This is a genomic window from Siphonobacter sp. BAB-5385 (assembly GCF_002261125.1).
Taxonomy (GTDB): domain Bacteria; phylum Bacteroidota; class Bacteroidia; order Cytophagales; family Spirosomataceae; genus Siphonobacter.
Genome location: NZ_NMPS01000028.1, coordinates 15,038 through 35,387, shown reverse-complemented (window position 1 = coordinate 35,387; position 20,350 = coordinate 15,038). Strand labels below are relative to the sequence as shown.

Annotated in this window: 11 protein-coding genes; 3 read left to right on the top strand and 8 right to left on the bottom strand. The window is 48.6% G+C overall.

Going from position 1 to position 20,350, the window contains the following annotated elements; genetic code table 11:
* Positions 1-142 precede the first annotated feature (142 nt).
* The 6 genes from tatA to proS form a co-directional block, all read right to left on the bottom strand.
* On the bottom strand, positions 143-304 hold the full coding sequence (gene tatA / locus BWI93_RS01975) for a twin-arginine translocase TatA/TatE family subunit (protein WP_176454100.1): 162 nt from the start codon (positions 302-304) through the stop codon (positions 143-145).
* A 161-nt stretch (positions 305-465) separates the two neighbouring features.
* Positions 466-1,923 (bottom strand): TolC family protein, encoded by a 1,458-nt coding sequence (locus BWI93_RS01970; protein ID WP_176454099.1) that lies wholly within the window; start codon positions 1,921-1,923, stop codon positions 466-468.
* 8 nt (positions 1,924-1,931) lie between these two features.
* Positions 1,932-3,299 (bottom strand): HlyD family secretion protein, encoded by a 1,368-nt coding sequence (locus tag BWI93_RS01965; protein WP_094808489.1) that lies wholly within the window; start codon positions 3,297-3,299, stop codon positions 1,932-1,934.
* Between the two features lie 44 nt (positions 3,300-3,343).
* Positions 3,344-5,458: a peptidase domain-containing ABC transporter gene (locus BWI93_RS01960; protein ID WP_094808488.1), complete on the bottom strand. Its 2,115-nt coding sequence runs from the start codon at positions 5,456-5,458 to the stop codon at positions 3,344-3,346.
* Between the two features lie 266 nt (positions 5,459-5,724).
* Positions 5,725-8,199 (bottom strand): glycoside hydrolase N-terminal domain-containing protein, encoded by a 2,475-nt coding sequence (locus tag BWI93_RS01955; RefSeq protein ID WP_094808487.1) that lies wholly within the window; start codon positions 8,197-8,199, stop codon positions 5,725-5,727.
* A gap of 178 nt (positions 8,200-8,377) precedes the next feature.
* Positions 8,378-9,850: a proline--tRNA ligase gene (proS, locus tag BWI93_RS01950; RefSeq protein WP_094808486.1), complete on the bottom strand. Its 1,473-nt coding sequence runs from the start codon at positions 9,848-9,850 to the stop codon at positions 8,378-8,380.
* Between the two features lie 230 nt (positions 9,851-10,080).
* Between proS and BWI93_RS01945 the strand changes: the two genes are divergently transcribed.
* On the top strand, positions 10,081-11,196 hold the full coding sequence (locus tag BWI93_RS01945) for a hypothetical protein (protein WP_094808485.1): 1,116 nt from the start codon (positions 10,081-10,083) through the stop codon (positions 11,194-11,196).
* Between the two features lie 156 nt (positions 11,197-11,352).
* Positions 11,353-13,005, top strand: coding sequence for an OmpP1/FadL family transporter (locus BWI93_RS01940; RefSeq protein WP_141217320.1), 1,653 nt, complete (start codon positions 11,353-11,355; stop codon positions 13,003-13,005).
* 68 nt (positions 13,006-13,073) lie between these two features.
* Here the strand turns inward: BWI93_RS01940 and BWI93_RS01935 are convergent, their stop codons facing one another.
* Together BWI93_RS01935 and BWI93_RS01930 are read right to left on the bottom strand one after the other, a co-directional pair.
* Positions 13,074-13,592, bottom strand: coding sequence for a shikimate kinase (locus BWI93_RS01935; RefSeq protein WP_094808483.1), 519 nt, complete (start codon positions 13,590-13,592; stop codon positions 13,074-13,076).
* A 247-nt stretch (positions 13,593-13,839) separates the two neighbouring features.
* The gene (locus BWI93_RS01930) at positions 13,840-14,937 is read right to left on the bottom strand and encodes a BT_3928 family protein (protein WP_094808482.1); all 1,098 of its coding nucleotides are present in this window, start codon (positions 14,935-14,937) and stop codon (positions 13,840-13,842) included.
* 288 nt (positions 14,938-15,225) lie between these two features.
* Between BWI93_RS01930 and BWI93_RS01925 the strand changes: the two genes are divergently transcribed.
* On the top strand, positions 15,226-20,331 hold the full coding sequence (locus BWI93_RS01925; protein ID WP_094808481.1) for a translocation/assembly module TamB domain-containing protein: 5,106 nt from the start codon (positions 15,226-15,228) through the stop codon (positions 20,329-20,331).
* The last annotated feature ends 19 nt before the right edge of the window (positions 20,332-20,350 follow it).

Genomic DNA, 20,350 nt, shown 5'->3' with positions numbered 1-20,350 from the left:
TTGTGATTTCATAATTCACTAGGAATTATAAATCCCTAACAGCCATCTCTCAGAATTGCAAATCCGAAAAAGCAGCGGAGGAGGGCAACAAAAAAAGCTTACTTCATCAAAGAAGTAAGCTTTTTATAGGGTACTTACGAAATTATTCTTTTGACGAATTTTCGATATTTTCCCGAATTTCTTTAGATGCATCCTTGAATTCACGGATACCTTTACCCAGCCCCCGTGCGAGCTCGGGAATTTTCTTGGCTCCGAAAAGCAGAACAAAAGCCCCAACGATAAGGGCGATTTCGGGTCCTCCCATTCCAAACATAGCGATGGTCGTTTTTAGTTAAAAAAAATTGCTAGGATAAAAGTACACACTAAAACCATTGCTTGTTTAGCTTACTTATGTTAATAGCTAATAATCAGGCCAATTAGTTTCAAAAAAAAGAAAATTTAAGGTAATCTTAATTGAAAACGGCCTTATTGCTGCGGATTTCCACCGGCAGCGTATAGACTATTAGCCCAGGCTTTGGCGTATTTCGCCCGTAGCGATTCCGTCTTGATTTGCATATCAATCAGCTTACTCTCCTGCGTATTGACCAGGAAAAGAGTACTCTCGCCAATATCAAACTTTTGCTGTTCAGCCCGTACCAGCAGGAGTTGATTGGCCGTTGCCTGACCTTGCGTTTCGGCCTGTTGCTGCAAGGCCCGGGCTTCATTGAATACCTGTCGCACGGTGATCGTAATCAGGCGGCGGGTTTGCTGCTGATCAAATCGCATGTCGGCCTGCTTGATGCGAACCTGCTGAAGTTTGCCCCGTTCTTTCCGTAGAAATAGCGGGAAACTTACCTCAGCACCAACTTTGTAATTATTGGTAAGCCACCAGCCCGCCTCATAGGATTTGCCGACCGCTACGGGTTCCCGGATGAAATTATAATTGACATTAACCGTCGGTAAAAGCTGATTTTGCCGGAATCGTCGCTCAATGTCCAATTGCTGGAGTTTGAAATCCAGCTTGATCAGATCCGGATGTTGTCGGTTCGCCCGAGCCAGTAACTCGTCGAGCTGCTCCTGAGTAGGTTCGGGAATGGTTACACCCCCCGGAATCGCGTTTTCGGGCAATTCTACGGGTTCGTTGTTCTCGTTCCAGAGATTATTGGAAATGCCCAGTCGGGTATTCTGGAATTCCAGCAACGCGGCCTGATAGGAAGCCAGACGTTCTTGTACCGTGATTTTAGCCTGCACGGAATCAATAGCAGCCAGGTCACCAATTTCCACGCGTTGCTTCACTGCCCGATATCGAATATCGGCCAGGTTGAGACCATCCGCCGTAAATCGAAACTGCTGATAAGCAAAGTACCAGTCCCAGTAGGTTTTGGCCGCATCGTACATGGTTTTGTTTATCAGCTTCTGACGATCCGCTTCGGCAATGTTCTGGAGGAGCTTGGCCTGCCGTAAGGTCGAGCGACGGGCATCGATCAGCAAACCCTGAGCCAGGGGTACGCTCAACCCCGCATATACCAGTCCCGCATCGGGCGTGTAGTACTGTGGATTGATATACGGCCCCGTATTCCGGTCGTAACCTGCTTTCAGGTCAATACCCGTCCAGGTAGGTATCTTCAGCGAGTTTTCCCAGTGGTTATAATATTCTTTATCCTTGTACTCTTTTCGACTGAAATCCGAGGCTAGTTTCGGATCGAACATACCACGGGCCTGTAGCAATTCCGTGCGGGCGTCGGCTGGAATCAAATCCGCCTGCCTTACAATGGGGTGGTATCTTAAAATCAGATCCGCATAATCACTGAAACTAAAAATGCGTACCGAATCCTGAGCCCATAGCGGAGCTGCAACGGCGGTGAACAGGAAGAAAATCAGGGTAAAAACGCTGTGTCTGGGCGATGCGACCCTGGGTACACGTCCCCCCGACCAGCGAGTCATCAGAAAACTCATTTTTTTGCCCCCTTTCCGGCGAAATCGCCTTTGGGCTCCTCTTTTAAGCTAGGTGGGAAGCCGTTCAGTTGTCGCCAGATTTCATACCATACCGGTACGCTGTCGAGCATGACCCAACCGTACACGCCCGAACCCAGTCGCAATTGAGCGGGCCAGGGGTGATCACGTCGTTCTTCCACTTTTTCCGTAACCAGAATCCGGTATTCGCCACTCGTCGAGTTCACCTGATCAATGACGGCTACGCGACCGCCGAACGTACCGACACTGACGGAAGGCCAACCCGAAAACTGCAGGGCGGGCCAGCCATCAAACTGAATCCGTACTTCGCGACCTTTCTGAATCAGCGGAACGTCCATCGCTTTGATGTACAACTCGACTGCCATCTGCGGATTCTGCGGTTGTAGGGTACAGATGGGTTCTCCTTCTTTAATGGTTTCACCCACCCCGGCTTTCAGGGCTTTTACCACAACGCCCGACTGCGGAGCCCGCAATACGTACTGATTGCGTCGAACATTGACGTTCGCTACTTTATTGCGTAGCTCGGAAAGTTCTTTCTGGCCATCGCCGAGTGACGAAACGGCCGAACTACGATCCGATAACGATTTCGCGATTTCTTTCTGGTAGTCGGCATCAATCGAGCTGAGTTCGATTCTGGAGTTGATTAAATCCTGCCGGGAAATATTGAGTTTGTTTTGAGCAGAAACCACTTTTGCCTGAGCAGCCTGGAACGTAAGTTCCCGACCTTCGAGATCCGTTTTCGAAAACAAACCCTGTTGGTATCCTTGCTGGAAACGCTCAAAACGTACCTCAGCAATTCGAAACTGAATACGCTCATTAGCCAGATCAACGCTATCCGACTGAACCTTAGCCTGTGCCTGTAGCACTTTGTTACGGGCTTTTTCCAGACTGAGTCGCAGGGCATTACGTAAAGCAGCCAGCTGATTTTCTACGGCCTCAATTTTATTTTCGTACCCATCTACGGCCGTTTCCTTGGCATCGACCTGTTCCGTCAGGCGAAGGGGCAGGTTCGGATCAAAGTACTCATCCTTAATTTCAGACAGCGTTAGAATGGTGTCGCCCTTTTGTACGGCCTGACCCTCGCGGACGTGCCATTTTTCGATCCGGCCGGCAATGATGTTTTGTACCGTTTGCGGACGATCCTGAGGCGTTAGGGCCGTGACTGTACCCGTTCCATTGATATTCTGCTGCCAGGGCATGAACAATACAATGAACAGGACGGACAGAATACCCACAATCCAGCGGGCCAGCTTCCGGCCCGTCCGATGGGTAGAAAGCGTTTTGAGGGACTGAATTTCGTTTTCTGAAATATCCGGTTCCACTCGTTTGGGAGATATGTTAAGCATGGTTTGAGTTGAGATAAACGTTTCCAGAAGCTGGAAACAAATGACTAATACGGTCCGTCACTGACAATTTTTCCATTTTCCAGAATCAGCACCCGATCGCAGGCTGCGAGTACTTCCGGATCGTGCGAAATGGTGATAAACGTCCAGGGATGAGCTTTATCGCATACAAACCTGATGAGTTTCAGCTTCTCTTCCCGGTCCATTAAGCCATAAAAGTCCGTAAACATCAACAGTTTAGGGCGTTCTACAATACAGCGGGCGGCTGTAACTTTCGCTTTAAAGCTCTCCGAAAATCGTTGACCCTCGGCCAGCATTGGGGTATTAATACCATCGGGAAGCTGACCAATTTTATCGGTCAGACCGAGGTTTTCAAGCGTCCAGCGAATATCATCCAGCGAAATATTCGTACGGCCCATCGTGATGTTCTCAAAAATGGTTCCGTCAAAAATTTCATTGGGTGCTACGTTTTTCGCCACCGCATTCCGGAAATCATTCAGGTGAATGTCCCGCAGCGAAAAGCCATTGACCGAAATACTGCCGTCGTACTCCGTCATTAAACCACTCAGCAACGTTAGTAGTGTATTTTTACCACCTCCGTTCGAGCCCGTGATGGCCACGCGTTCTCCCTGTTTGATGGAGAAAGTCAGGTTTTGCAGAACCGCACGTTTCGCGTCCGGGTAGCGAAACGTAAGGTTATGTACTTCCAGGGCCAGATCCTGTTTGTTGATCGGCATGCGTAAGCCTCCGTCTCGTTCGAGTGGCAGATCAGTAACGTTCCCCATCTTTTCGGTGGCCGTTACCAGGTCAAAGATAGTATCAATGCTCGTGATGAGTTTTTCTACGGAGCTAACAATCAACACGATAATGATATCCGAAGCAACAAACTGACCGAGCGTAATCTGGCGATCCACCACCAGGAAAATACCCAGAATCAGCAGGGCCGCGATGACCAGCGTTTTGAAGGCTACCATGTAGTAAAAAATCCGCAACAGAATTTTGAAGTGCTTCTGCCGGTAGAGCAGGTAACGGCTCACCAGCTCGTCCATTTTCTGTACGGGAAGGTTCGTATTCCCAATCACCTTGAAGCTGAACAAGGTACGGGCAATATCTTCCAGCCACTGGGCTACCTTGTACTTGTACTTGGACTCATAGAGGCTGGTCTCCAGACCTTTACTGGCATTAAAACGAAACACCAGAAAGATGAGAAAAATAGTTAGCAACCCGAAAACGATGAACAGCGGGTGATACGCAAAGAGCAGCAGCAAACCAAAGGCAATCTGAATGACGGCTCCTGTAATATCAATGAGGATTTTGGGTAATGCCTTTTGTACGGTAAGAATATCAAAGAAGCGGTTCATCAGCTCCGGAGCGTAGTACCGGTTAAGTGCTTCCACTTTAATTCTCGGAATCCGGTAGACAAATTCAAAGGCCGCTTTTGCGAAAATCCGCTGTTGTAAAACTTCCACGATGGATACCTGAACAATCTGTAAAATTCCGGTAATGAGGGTACCGACAATCACCAGAGCCGCCAGCAGATACACGGAAGAAAAGACCAGCCCCCCCTGGATCAATCCTACAATGGCCTGGCTACCCAGGGGTAGGCTCAGGGCAATCAAGCCGGAAACGATGGCGTAGAGGTAGAGGTAATAAATGTCCCGCCGCTCGTTTCTGAACAATTGCATCGTACGCTGCCAGGGCGTCATGTGCTTTTCGTTCGTGCTGGAATCATCACTGGCCAGAGGCTGAATCGGAAATGCGGTTAAAAACAACACTTTTCCGTTGTCGTTCGTCGCGGGCGTCAGGCCTTCGCCGCTGATGAGCTCAGGACCATGGTCCGTAATGGCGTAGTGATAGGGTTTTCCTTTTTTCAGATCCCGGCCCGCAATGATGGGACGAATACCCTCGGAAGCCTGGTCAAAAAAAACAAAGGGATGTTCACTGTTTTCTTTCCAGTCCCAGAATTCGTTTTCGGCTTTTTCGTGTTTCACCATAGCCAGGTTCACACTAAAGGCCTGTTCAATCAGGTCTCCTACGAAAACTTCTAGCGTTTCGGGTTCGTAGGTGGAGGCAGAATGATTGGAAGAAGCAAGCGTTGGGGTTTCGGGGAAAAAGAGTTCGGCTAGTTTCCGAACCGTATGGTCTAATACAGGAATGGTCATATAGTTAAAGATTCAAATGAGGGATCACTTGAAAAGGGAATCGGTTTAAAGTTCTAGGGTTTTGAACCTGTTGACTTCTTATAAATCAATGCCAGCATAGTGCCTCACCAACAATGACTAACGACAAAACTAAATCCGGTGGTTCCTGAAGAAAAGATTCTCATTAACTTCTAATAATTTCAATCGCCAGTCTTATGGGAGTAAATGAAACAAAAAAGGTACGGAACGCTGCTTCCGTACCTTTTTAAAAATGGTTTACCGTAGAACTACTTCGAGACGAGTTCGTAGGTCTTGCCCGCCTGCGTAGGGAACGAGAGTAGGTAATACGAGCCTGACTGTTCGGCCTGCGTACGTAGTCCTTTGACAGCCAAAGGCTGGGCTGAACGAATCTTGCAGGGTTCCCCATTCAGCGATTTGATCGTAGCCGTCGTTAACTTCCCTTTTTTCCACTGCATAGCTAACTCAAAACCTCCACGAGCCCGCAAACCCTGCACCTGCCCGGCTTTCCAGGCGTCGGGCAAAGCGGCCAGGAGATGAATGTCGCCCAGATGGCTTTGAACCAGCATTTCGGTCATGCCTGCCGTGCCACCGAAATTACCGTCGATTTGAAAGGGTGGGTGAGCATCGAAAAAGTTGGGGTACGTACCACCGCCGCGTTGGTACGCCGTTCCGTTTTCTCTCGTGTAATGAAGTAACTGCCGAACCAGCGAATAGGCGTGGTTTCCGTCGAGCAGACGAGCCCAGAAGTTGATTTTCCAGGCTTTACTCCAGCCCGTACCTTCATCGCCGCGTAACTCGAGGCTACGGCGGGCGGCCTGAGCAAACTCAGGCGTGCTTAGTGGGGCAATCTGCCGTCCAGGATGGAGGCCAAATAAGTGCGAAACATGCCGGTGGTGCGGGTCCTGGTCCTCCCAGTCCTTATACCATTCCTGAAGATTCCCCTTATGTCCGATGTGCAGCGGTAAGAGCTTTTTCTTTTTTTCAATCAGCAGGTTACGAAATTCAGTATCCGTACCGAGGGTTTGCGAAGCTTCGATCAGATTGGTAAACAAATCCCAGATGATCGACATATCCATCGTGGAGCCAACCGTCACGTAGGCTGGTTTGCCTTTGGAATCCAGAAATGAGTTTTCGGGGGAAGTGGACGGCGAGGTAATCAGATAACCATCCTTATCTTCGACCAGATAGCCCAGCAAAAAAGTAGCGGCTCCTTTCATGAGCGGATAAGCCGTTTCTTTCAGGAACTGGCGATCACCCGTAAAGCGGTAATGTTCCCACAAGTGCTGCGAAAGCCAGCCTGCCGCTTCATTCCAGTTGGCCCACATCGGATCGCCATCGCCCATATCGCCCACGGCGTTGGACAACGCCCAGATGTCCGTATTATGGTGAGCCACCCAGCCCGGAAGTTTATAATAGGTCTGAGCCGTTTGCTTACCCGTTTTGGATAAATCTTTAATGAGTTCAAACAGCGGCTGGTGCAGTTCCGAAAGATTGGTCACTTCAGCAGGCCAGTAATTCATCTGCGTATTAATGTTGATCGTGAAGTTCGAGCTCCACGGGGCCCGCATATGCTGATTCCAGATGCCTTGTAAATTGGCTGGCGTACCACCGGGTCGCGAACTCGAAATGAGCAGATAGCGACCGTAATGGAAGTACAGCGTTTCCACCCCTGGATCGTACGTACCCTTGCCGTATTGCTCCAATCGCTGATCGGAAGGTAAAGCCAGGTTGGGGTTGGTACGCGTAGAATCCGTTAGCGTAAAGGAGAATCGATTGAAATACTTCTGATAATCAGCTGTATGCTTGCTCAATAAACGATTGTACGGCTGAGTTGCAGCTTGATTAAGGTACTGAGCGGCCAGTTTGGCTTCGTCTTTGCCCTCTTTGTCGGGGCATTTGTCAAAGCCGTTAAAACTGGTGGCTGCTGATACCAGCAAGACCACTTCCGACGCATTACGTACGTGAATGCCTGCCGTATCCGTCTGTACCTGTCCCTGCACGGGCAGAGCTTTGATCCGAAACTGGTACCGCATGCCATTGCAGCCCGCCGGATCGTCGTAGATGATGGGATTTCGACCGGGAGCGTTATAGTAATTCGGATCGACGTGAGCCGGGGCTTTGCCTTTCACAATGAGCTCATTCGTACCCTGCGTCTGCTTCTCAAATCGTAGCTTGCTGCTGCCTTTCACGTCAAAGTTCAGTTGACCGGACTTGCTGGCTTTCAGGCGAATGACAATCACCTGATCGGGAGCGGAGCTGAACACTTCCCGGGTATACTCGGTGCCATTTACCGTAAAACGCGTGGTAGCCAGAGCCTTGTTCAGGTCCAGATCACGCGTATAGCTGGACGGTTGTTGTCCCTTTAAATCCTGTTGAATGAGCAGATCGCCCAGCGGCAAATACGTTTGGGTATAACGGCCCTGCATTTTCTTCAGCAGTTGTACTGCTTTGGGATACTCCTCAGCCGCCAGAGCTTCCCGCACCTGGGGCAAGTACGTATAGGCGTTAGGGTTTTCGTTTGGTTTGACGGGGCCTCCCGACCAAAGTGTACTTTCATTAAGCTGGATGAGTTCCTGAGCGGGGCGTCCAAAAACCATCGCACCCAGTCGACCATTGCCTACAGGAAGGGCTTCCGTCCAGACTTCGGCAGGTTGTTGGTACCAAAGTTTGAGATTTGACTGACTTAGAGCAGGAAAGAAGGTAAAGGCAAAGAGGAGGGTACCAGCCAGTTGCTTAATCATGCAAAGGTTATTTTGAATGAAGTTTAGAGAAAGGAACTTGAGTCATCGACAGACGTCCTTTATGAACATAAGAGGGCTAGCGACTCGCTTGATACTCTAGGAAAGTAAACTATTTTGTAAAAAACAGGCAAGAAAACCAGGAGAAGTGTACTACTTCTCCTGGGAATAATCAAATTAATTAGTACGCCCGGGCAAAAATCACGCGGCGTTTGGAAGGCTTACCGGAGAATACGCAGGCACCTTCTTCTTCGGCAGCATCCAGGGGAATGCAACGAATGGTGGCCTTGGTAGCTTCCTTGATTTGCTCTTCCGTTTCGGAGGTTTCATCCCAGTGAGCCAGCAGGAAACCACCTGTTTCAATTTTCTCCTGAAACTCCTCCCAGGTATCCACTTTGAACGTGTTTTCTTCCCGGAATTTCAGGGCTTTCTGATAGATGTTGGTCTGAATTTCTTCCAGCAAGGCCTGAATGGTATCGGCTACACCTTCAATCGATACGATCTGTTTTTCTTTCGTATCCCGACGGGCCAGTTCCGTCGTACCGTTTTCCAGATCACGGGCTCCAATGGCCATCCGTACGGGTACGCCGCGAAGTTCGTACTCGGCGAATTTCCAGCCGGGTTTTTCGTTGGTAGAATCGTCGAATTTTACCGAAATTCCTCTGGACTTCAGATCTTTGATGATGGGTTCCAACCGGTCGTAGATGGCATTCAATTGTTCATCATTCCGGAAAATGGGAACGATCACGACCTGAATCGGAGCCAGTTTGGGAGGTAGTACCAAACCCTGATCATCCGAGTGAGCCATAATCAAAGCTCCCATCAGACGCGTAGAGACGCCCCAGCTCGTTCCCCACACGTAGTCGAGTTTATTATCTTTACCCAGGAATTGTACGTCGAAAGCTTTCGCGAAGTTCTGCCCCAGAAAGTGGGAAGTACCCGCTTGTAGTGCTTTTCCATCCTGCATCATGGCTTCGATACAGTACGTTTCTACGGCTCCGGCAAAGCGTTCGTTGGGCGTTTTTACGCCGCGAATGACCGGCAGAGCGAGCCACTCTTCGGCGAACTTGGCGTACACTTCCAGCATTTGTTCCGCTTCGGCTACCGCTTCTTCCGAGGTAGCGTGGGCGGTGTGGCCTTCCTGCCAGAGGAATTCCGCCGTACGCAGGAAAAGCCGCGTACGCATCTCCCACCGAACCACGTTGGCCCACTGGTTGATGAGTAAAGGCAGGTCGCGGTAGGACTGTACCCAGTTTTTATACGTGCTCCAGATGACCGTTTCTGACGTAGGCCGAACGATGAGTTCTTCCTCCAGTTTTGCCTCAGGATCAACGGTTACACCCGAACCATCCGGGGCGTTTTTGAGACGATAGTGGGTAACAACCGCACACTCTTTGGCGAAGCCCTCAACGTGGCTCGCTTCTTTTGACAGGTACGACTTGGGAATGAACAACGGGAAGTATGCGTTGACGTGCCCGGTTTCCTTGAACTTATCGTCGAGAGCCCGTTGCATTTTTTCCCAAATGGAGTACCCATAGGGCTTGATGACCATACAGCCCCGTACTGCTGAGTTTTCGGCCAGATCGGCTCGTTTCACCAGATCAAGGTACCACTCGGAGTAGTCGTCAGTGCGGGAGGTAATGCCTTTGCTCATGGAATTTTTTTTAAGTGCTCCGTGTTAACTAAGAAGAGATAGTTAATTGATTTTCAATTACTAATTTCCTCGATTCTTTAACACGTAGCGTCAAATGTTAAAATTGTCGTTAATAAAAGTTAAAGTCTTTTTAGAGGATTGCAAAGATACATTTTAGCCTTAAGTTTGTAACAGTCACACTGAATACTGTCACACACAAGGGCAAATTCAACTTGAAAACGTCTACGATTATGAAAATGAGGAATGTTTCTAAATACCTGGCTGTCGCTGTATTGGCAGGTGTTTGGGGGTGTAGCCCCAAAGCTACGCAACGTTCCTACGTGTATGATGACCTCTATTCTTCTTCTTCGGATGTCCGGGCAATTGCCTACAGTAACAAGCAGAACGACGTAATTGAAGAGCAGACCAAAGGGGAAAACCTCGCGGAGAACGAATATTACAACCAATCGCTGGCTGATAAATATAACAACCGGCGTTACCTGGGTTCGACGTATGACAACCTGGTAAATGGTAATGCGTATAACAACTACGCCTATAACTCAGGCTACGGCAACTGGAATCCTAATGGATGGAATTCCTGGAACAGCTGGAACAACTGGGGCTTCCCGATGTACGGTGGTTTCAATGGGCTGGGTGGTTTTGGCCCTGGTCTGTCCATTGGTTTAGGCATCGGCAGCAGCTTCTATCGTCCCTGGAGTAACTTTGGTTACGGAGGCATGTGGGGTTGGAATGATCCCTTCTACGGGGGTATGGCCTATAATCCTTACTACTACAATTCCTGGGGATATTATCCTTCGTACTTTGGTGGTTTGGGTGGTTATCCCTACTATGGTGGTTACTACGGTGGCGGCTATTACGGAGGTGGTGGAGTAGTTGTGAAACCCGGTACGGGCGACAATTCAGGTTCGTCTTATGCTCGTCCACGAAACACGAACTATGGCCGTTCACAGTCTGCCTACAATAGCAATTTTAACCGGAGTCCTATCGTAGGAAGCTCAGCGGATTCACGGGGCGGTCGGACCAGTGCTTACAACAATGCTGCGTCGGGCAACAACAGTTATTACTCACGTCCGCGTCGTGAAGCGGCCAGTTATTCGGATTATAACTCCGGTAACAGCAATTCATACCGTAGCGGTAACGGAACGGTAAATCGTCAGAACAATACGTATTCCCGGGGCTGGAATAGCGATAACAACTCGCGTTCGAACAACTGGAATAACAACAGCAATAATTCTTTTAATAATAACTCGAACATGAGCCGTAGTTATTCAGCTCCTGCCTCTTCTGGCGGTGGTGGCGGCGGTAGTATCGGTGGTGGTGGAGCTCGTTCACGTGGACCACGCTAGTTCGCTTAACAAACTTTAACGCTTAAAAAACCCCGTCAATCGGCATGATTTGACGGGGTTTTCGTTATTTAAGAGCGGAATTAACCGCTTTCGTTACTGGCATTGCTTTTTGGCTTAGCCTTACATGTACTTTGATCGAGTCTCTTACTGCTGACCATGAAACGTCTTACTTATTTAGCAACTCTGGTATTACTTTCAGGAGCTGCCTATGCTCAGGACAATAATTACGAGTCATTGTCCCGAATGTTTTCCCAAACGAATCCACAAGGCTCTGCCCGGATGCAGGCCTTGGGCGGTAATCACTCAGCAATTGGGGCAGATGTCTCGAACATTAGTGGAAACCCGGCTGGTTTAGGGTTTTACACGCGATCGGAACTCAGCATTTCACCCATGTTTAGCACGAGTAACAACGCGTCTCAATACATTAACAATACGCAAAATGCCAGTGCTAATCAACTGGCTTTAGGCAACCTCGGCGTTGTATTTTCGAGTAAAAACCGAAATCCGGTTCGCTCGGGCGGCTGGCAGGGTGGTTCCTTTGGGATCAGTTATTCCAGACAGAATATCTTTAAGAATACCGTCCGTTTTGGAGCTCGCAACGAATTTAGCTCCATGTCTGACTTTTTTGCGGAATACGCCAATCAGGAAGCAACCGGATCGCAGCAGGGGGTGGTTGTAGGAGATTTCAAAAATGATTTATACAACAACGGGACCGTATTTGATTTTCCCACCTCCATGTACTACTACGGTCTGGTGATCGATCCGCAGCCCGGTAGTCAGATTGGTTATCCCTACAGCGGCATAGAGGCAGGAAAGACCGCCAACCAGAATTTCGTGTCTACCAGTACGGGACACACCAGTGGCTGGAATTTTGCCTATGGAGCCAATTACATGAACAAACTGTACATTGGCGTGGGCTTTTCGCTAGCCCGGATGAATTATACCAATACAAAAACCATGAATGAGGATTTTGACAAGGCAGGGGGCGTCAGTGGTTTCTCGTATACGAATGATTTATCAACGAACGGCAGAGGCTTTAATTTATCCGGCGGGTTAATTTATCGGCCTAACGACCTGTTACGAATTGGGGTTTCGGTGACTAGCCCAACCTGGTTCAACATTACGGAATCGGCGGGACAAGGTTTACAGACCCGTCTGGCTCGTCCTTTTGAGGTAAGTGCTGGTACGTTCCCTGAATATAGCTCCGATTTACCGGATGTTTTGCGTAGAAACGGATACGGTATAAATACCAGTAATGGCGTCAACTACATTACGGGCGTCCCCAGCTTATCGGTATTGCCTTTTGAGTCCAGTTATCGTTTGCGTACGCCTACCAAACTAACCGGGGGTGTTGGTCTATTCTTCGGTAAAAATGGTTTCATTTCAGCGGATGCGGAATATATTAATTACACGGGCATGAAATTGTCTTCGGATGATCAGAATGCTTCCCAGGACTTAAGAGATGGCTACAGTAACTCTCTGATTCGAAATACGTATCGCAACGTAGTGAACCTGAAAGTCGGGGGTGAATATCGGATCGATAAAGTTAGTCTGCGGGCGGGGGTAAGTTATTACCAGGACCCCTACAAGCAGATTGCCCAGTTCAATTCCTTAGATCGTAGTCGCTACATTTATTCTGCGGGCGTAGGGTACAAAACTGACCGCTTTTACATTGATGCGGCTGTTACCCACGGGCAGCAGACGACTGCTTACTCTCCTTACATTTTAGCGAATACGAACGATTATGCGTCGGCTAAAATTAAGAACCAGACGACGAATGCGATTTTAACGCTTGGCACGTACTTCTGAGTAGGAAAGTCTGAATCAAAAAGGACGCTGTCTCAAACAGCGTCCTTTTTGATTGCATATGCGTTGGGTTAGGAAATAACTTGCAAATGACGAAGAATTTCAAGCAGATTTTGGACATCTGTTTCGCCAGCAATGGTTACATCGGCCTGTTCATAATAGCTTCTTCGATGGTCAATTTTCTTTTCCAGCGTTACCAGCAATTCCTCCGGATTTTCAGCACTTAGTAGAGGACGATCGTTTTTCCGGGTATGTAAAATCCGGTCGGCCAGAACACGCGGTGGAACGTCCAGAAAGATGCTAAACCCCTGTTCTTTGATGTAAGCCATATTGTCGTGGAAACAAGGTACGCCGCCACCCGTCGAAACGACTAGTCCGGTATCCTGGGGTAAGCTACGCAAGAGGTCACTTTCTACCGTACGGAAATAGGCTTCTCCCTTCAGATTAAAAATTTCGGCAATGGTGAGCAATTCGCGGATTTCGATCCGTTTATCCATGTCCACAAATTCATAGCCAATTTCACGAGCCAGCGTTCGCCCCAGTGTACTTTTCCCGGACGAAGGCATGCCGAGTAGAAAAATGTTCTTCATATACGTTTTTTAGGGAGGGAGGAGGATTTAAAAAATAATCGGATTTAGTAACGGGTGGGTTCAGTAAAGCCCGATAATTGAAAGGGCCATCAGGCTCCTGATCAGTTCACTCGCTGGCTCCTGATGAAATGAGTAATGAATAGGAACGATCCATTGTCCAGAGCGAAAGCCGTATGAATGTGAAAATCAGTAGCTACTGATAACCTGCCCGGCAGCAGCTGTTCCCCGCTCTGGTAAAAGAGCAACATTAGGGAGCTACTTTTTCCAGAATGGTTTCTTTGGAAGGAACGCTCGCATAACTCCACTTACCGCGTACGGTGCCCTTTGAAAGCAGCCACAAACCGGGATTACTCCGTACAATAGTCTTGAGAACTTTAAAATCAGCGAAAAAATAAGGTACGGCCAATTGATGTTCATGGCGAAATCGATTAAAGTCTTCCTCGGTTGAAGAAGTCAGAATGGCGGGTTGAATGCTCGTGCCTTCCAAACTTTTCAGTAACGTTTTAATTTCGTCCAGTGTACCAAGATGGGCTTTATTGACATCCTGAATGATCAGAAAGAAGTGATTTCCCTGAAAAGAAGCCTGCGTGTAGTCCGTATCGCCATTCCACAAACGGTAATCGGTAATGCGGGGGCCCGCATCCGGATTCAGTGGGCCAACCATTTCTTTAAACAAGTAGGTCGTATCACTGGGATACTCGTCGAACTCGCTTTCCTTGCCATCTTTTTCCATGCGATACTTAAAACGGAAAGGCTCGCGATTCTTCATGTTGTTGGGAATATTTTCGCCTACGGCATACGCCAGTCCATCGTAGGGAGGCAGATAGCGAACGGCATACCAACCCAGCCCGATGCAGAACAAAACGGCAATCAGCATAATCCCCGTGGTATGGGTATCCCGAAATACCGTACGTTGCCACAACACAACCAACAGTAAAACCAGTAAGACAATGTCTTTCCAGAAGGAAGTCCAGGGTTGCAACTTGATCATTTCCCCAAAACAGCCGCAGTCAGTCACTTTATTGAAATAGGCTGAATAAAAGGTAAGGAAGGCGAAGAAGGTACACAGCAGCACCAGAAACCAGGCTGTACGCCGAAGCTTCCACTGCACCAGCAGGGCTACCCCTGCGAGAATTTCCAGGGAACAAAGTACGATGGAGAAGAACAGGGCATACGGTACCAGAGCTTCCCAGAATCCCGCCATGAACGAAAAATCCTGAGCAAAAACTTCAAAGTACTCTTCCAGCTTGATTTGGGTACCAACGGGATCATTAAGCTTAATTAAACCTGAGAAGATGAAAATGATCCCGACCACAATTCGGCTCAGGTGAGCAAGTAATTTCATAGGCCAACACAAACAAGTGAGGAGAGCAATGATATAAACCGGTAGAACTCGACCGCATAGACAAAGGTAAAAGGCTAAGCGAAGAGTATAAAGGGTTTTTATGGATGATTCAGGAAATTAGGTACTGATAACTCTTCCTTGAAAAATTGTGGAATATAATACTCACATTGAGGTTTTTTTGAAAATAACTTTGAAAGTATTCCCCAAGTTGTTGCCTGTTTCTGGAATGGAGTATCCCTTTTGAGTAATATAAGTAGCTATAAGCCGCGGTTGATGTAAAAGGTATCTATGAAGATAAAAAAAGTACTAAAAATTACACTGTTGTCCATTGGGGGGCTATTGATTACGATCATAGCCTTCTTACTGGTATTGGGGTTAACGGACTGGGGCCAAACGTTTGTAACCCGGCAAGTCAATCGGTATCTGGCTACCAAACTTAAGACTCCCTTTGGCATTGGCCGGATCAGCTATCAGATTCCTGATTGGATTCAGCTCGAAGATGTATACTTCCAGACCCCTAAAGGCGATACACTACTCAGTGGGGGGCGGATGCGGGTAGATCTGGATATGCTGGGATTGATTCAGGGCCGTATCGCTCTAAACGCGATTGAACTGGATAAAATCCGGCTAAACGTAACCCGAACTTTACCCGACACGGCTTTCAACTTCAACTTCCTGATTAATGCTTTTGCTTCGGGCAAACCCGCTGATCCAGCAGATACTACCTCGGCACCCCTTCAACTGAGCCTTTCGGAAGTAGGACTCAATGACGTACGTATTCGCTATGTGGATGACATCGCCGGAGCCGATGTACGGCTGGTGGTAGATACCTTACGTGGAAAATTTGATGAAATAAATCCGGCCGAATCCCGGTATCACGTAGCGGAGATTAAATCCAGCGGCCTAACGGCGTATGCCCGCCTGTACCCAGGCATCGACATTCCCAATAAAGTAAATGACGCGGCTACGGTACCCGGCGATACGATGGATTTACGCATGGGTGACTGGCAACTCAGTCGCACCAACTGGGACGTAAACGTCGAAACGGCTCAGTTCCGTACCAAAGGCAAAGTAGGCCAGTTGAATCTGGCTGGCGATCAATTGTATTTAGAAGGACAGCAGGCTCTGATTCGGTCGCTGGAACTGATGAATTCCGAAATCACGGCTACGCTAGGCAAATCAGCTCCCAAGCCGGAAGCTCCGCCCGCTCCCAATAATAAAGAAAAACCGCAGGGCCCCAACGCTGGCTGGAAAGCCTCGCTGGGGCGAGTTCGTTTTGCGAACAATCATATCAAATTCGATAACGAAAACGCTCCACGCCAGGCCCGGGGACTGGATTATGGGCACATGGATATTCAGGGCTTTACGCTGGCCGGTGAAAACCTGGTGTATCAGCCCAACCTGATCAAGGCTCAATTGCGGGGTGGCAGTTTCAAAGAAAAAAGTGGCCTGAATCTGCAACGCTTTGCGGCGGATGTCTTTTACAGTCCGCAACAAATTGGACTGACCAATTTCATTTTACAGACACCGGGTACCTTACTCAAAGATCGGCTCGTCATCAAGTTTGATTCGCTGGGACAACTAACGCGGGCGGCCGAAGCCAAACGGGTACTGGTGGACGTGAATATGGTGGAAAACAAAGTTTCGTTTGCCGATGTACTGACGATTATGCCTACGCTGGCGAACACACCGCCCCTGAAAGGAAACGAGCGGGCGGTAGTCAATGCGACCATTCAGGCGAAGGGTACACTGGCGAATCTGAACCTGCCCCGGGTGGAGTTTTCTGTACTCTCAGCTACCCGTATCAAAGCCCGTGGACGGGTTTCGTATCCGACGGATCCCGCCAAAATGGGACTGGATATTGTGCTGGAAAACGCAACGACTAGTTCGGCGGACGTGAAAAAACTGGCTCCCAAAGGCTCACTGCCCGATTCCATCAGTATTCCTTCCCAACTGAAACTAACGGGCCAGGCGAAAGGCCGTCTGAACAATATTGATCTGGATATTGCCCTCAATACTTCCTACGGAAACGTGACCTTTGACGGAGCCCTGAAAAACTTCGTAACGGGTAAAAATCAGGTATACGCCGGAAAAGCTACCCTGGATCGCCTCGATCTGGGCAAGTGGCTGGGGCAACCTAAACAGTACGGAGCGATAACGGCTACTGCTACAGTAGATGGACGTGGAATTGATCCGAAAACGATGGCCACTTCGTTCGATCTGAACGTTCCGGAAGCTACCTATAATGGGTACACCTATCGACAGTTTGCTGCTAAGGGAAGTCTGAATCAGGGGCTGCTGGATGTACAGGGTGGCATCAACGATCCCAATGCCCGGTTGAATCTGAATGTCAACGCCAATATGAAAGAAGAGTATCCCAGTGTGAAGGGTACTCTGGCGGTTCAGCAACTGGATTTGTATGCCCTGAAGCTCTACGCGGAGCCTTTCCAGGTACAGGGCAATGTGCAGATGGATTTTGCCTCGACAAATCCCGAAAAACTGATTGGTACGCTCCGAACGGAAAATCTTAACCTGCAACTCAAAGGCCAGAACTATCCCGTTGATTCACTGTATCTGACGGCCAATGCCGAGGGTACCAGCAAAACCATCATGGCCCGTACGCCCTTTGTCGATCTGGACCTGGGCGGAAACTTCCAGTATGCCGACCTGGCTGCTGCTGCCATGACGGAAGTGAATAAATACGTAACTCTGCCTGATACGACCATTAAGGCTCCCAAATCAGCGACGGACTTTACGCTGCGGATGCGGGTACGCCAACATCCGCTATTACTGGCGTTTGTACCGGGTTTGTCCCGGCTGGAGCCCGTGAAAATCGAGGCTACCCTTGATAGCAAACGGGCGGATTCGACGCTTAACGTTTCCGTAACTGCCGGTACCATTGAATACGATACCACGGTAGTCTCGGGAGCGAATCTGAAACTGAGTGGAAATGGGCGGCAACTGGTACTGGACGGGCAGGTAGGGGAAGTACGGACGCAGTCTATGCACTTGTATCCCACGAGTATTTCCGCTTCGGCAGCTGACAATCAGGTACGCTTCAAAGTCATCAATAAAGATTCGGTGAATGCCGATCGTTTCGGAATTGCGGGTCGGGTAGCGATTCAACAGAATGCGTATGAATTGCACCTGGATCGGCAGGCGTTATTGACCAACTATCGATACTGGACTTCCGATACGACGGGCTATATCCGCTACAGTAAAGAAGGGGTACTGGCCGAAAACTTCGTGCTGGAAACCAATAATCAATCACTGGCGATCAACAGTACCGAACCGCGTCCGAATGCCCCTTTGCACGTACAGCTTAAAAACCTGATTCTGTCCGATCTGGCAACACTGGCCAATCAGGATAGTACACTGGTAGGAGGTACCCTGAATGGCGATGTGGTGGTGAAAGACTACCTGGGTACGGACAAGAAACTCAGCTTTACTGGCGACTTAAAAATCGACAGTCTGGACGTGATGCAAAAGGCTTTGGGAACTTTGGAGGCCCGTTTTGCTAATCAGGATGACAATCGGATTGGAGTTGAAGCCAACCTGAAGGGAGCGACGAACGACTTGCACGTAGGTGGTTTTTACAATCCTTCTTCGACCGATAAAGCTCTCGATCTAAAGGTAGAGCTGCGGCGACTGGATACGCGAACGATTGAAGCCTTTAGTTTTGGACAACTACGGCAGGCCAAAGGCCAATTACAGGGGGAAATGACCGTGAAAGGAGCCGTTGCCAAACCTCGCCTGAATGGACAGATCAGCTTCCAGGACGTTGGATTCAACCTGGCTTTCGTAAATGCTTCCTATCAGATTGATGATGAAACGATTGTGTTCGACGACGAAACCATCCGCCTCAACAAATTTGATTTAAAAGACAGTCTGGGTCGTATGCTGACTACGGATGGAACGGTAAACATCGCCAATCTGCCCGATGTGAAGTACAGCCTGCAGGTAACGGCCAATCAGTTTAGTGTACTGAATGCCTCCCGCCGCGATAATGATCTGGTGTACGGAAACGCCACGCTGACGGCTGACCTCCGCATCCGCGGTACGGGCAGCAAACCTTCCATCGTGGGTAACCTGAAAATTGATGATGGCAGTGATGTAACGATGATCGTTCCTAATTCAGGGCCCTCGGCTGAAGATGCCGAAGGGATCATCACCTTTATTCAGCCCAATGATACGACCGCTCTGGCCCGTTACTTAATACGGCCCAAACGCGATACGCTCAATACAAAGGTTCGCTTCGACCAATTAGCCAATTCCAGTATTTCGCTGAATCTGGAAGTAACAGAGGCCTCTGAGTTTAGCGTAGTGGTGGACGAGCAGAGTGGGGATAATTTACGCGTGAAAGGAAACGCCCGTTTGAACGTAACCATGGATGAATCGGGCACACTGGGCATTTTTGGTCGCTATGATGTAACCGAAGGAGCGTATTCTTTGACCTATCAGGTACTTAAACGGAATTTCAACATTCAGAAAGGAAGTAACATTGTTTTTGCCGGTGACCCTTTAAAAGCGGACCTCGACATTACAGCCTTATACCGGGTGAATGCACGAGCATCCGAACTGATAGAAAACGAAACCACTAATAAAGAAAAAGGTAATGCACAAGATGAAGACTCCAGTAAGCCATCTGAACTGGAAATGCGTAATGCGTACGCCAATAAATTGCCATTTAATGTTGCTCTGAAAATGCAAGGTAATTTGGCCGCACCAGAATTAAGCTTTGATATTGATCTGGTCGAAAATGCACTGGGTATCGATGCTCAGATTCGGGAAGCCGTAGAAGGCAAACTAACTCAATTCCGCCAGGACGAATCTGAAATTAACAAGCAGGTTTTTGCCCTGCTGGTACTGGGTAACTTCCTGCCGCAGAACTCATTCGACTTTTTCTCAGGCAGCGGGGGAGGCTTCAATGCTGAAAGCCTGGCCCGTAGTAGTGTTAGTAAAATTCTATCACAACAGCTCGATCGACTGGCTTCTAATGTGATTAAAGGGGTGGACCTTAACATTGGCCTCAACTCTTCCAGCGATTATGCAAATAATAATGAGAAGGCCGCCGCAGGCTCTACTGCTACTAGAACGGACTTAAACGTAGGATTATCGAAAAGTTTCTTTAATGGTCGTTTGTCAGTAAGTGTAGGTAAAAACTTTGTATTGGAAGACAACACGGGTATTCAGAGAGGTAATGCTCAGGTTTTCGACAACCTGTCCATTAATTATAATATTACCCGTGATGGCCGGTACATGGTTCGAGCGTATCGCGTCAACGAACTGGAAAATGTCATTGAAGGCTACGTGATTGAGACGGGTATCGGTTTCGTAATCAACCTGGATTACAACACGTTCCGGCAAATATTCGGCAAGAAAAAAATTGAATAACAGATTCGAACCACTTTAA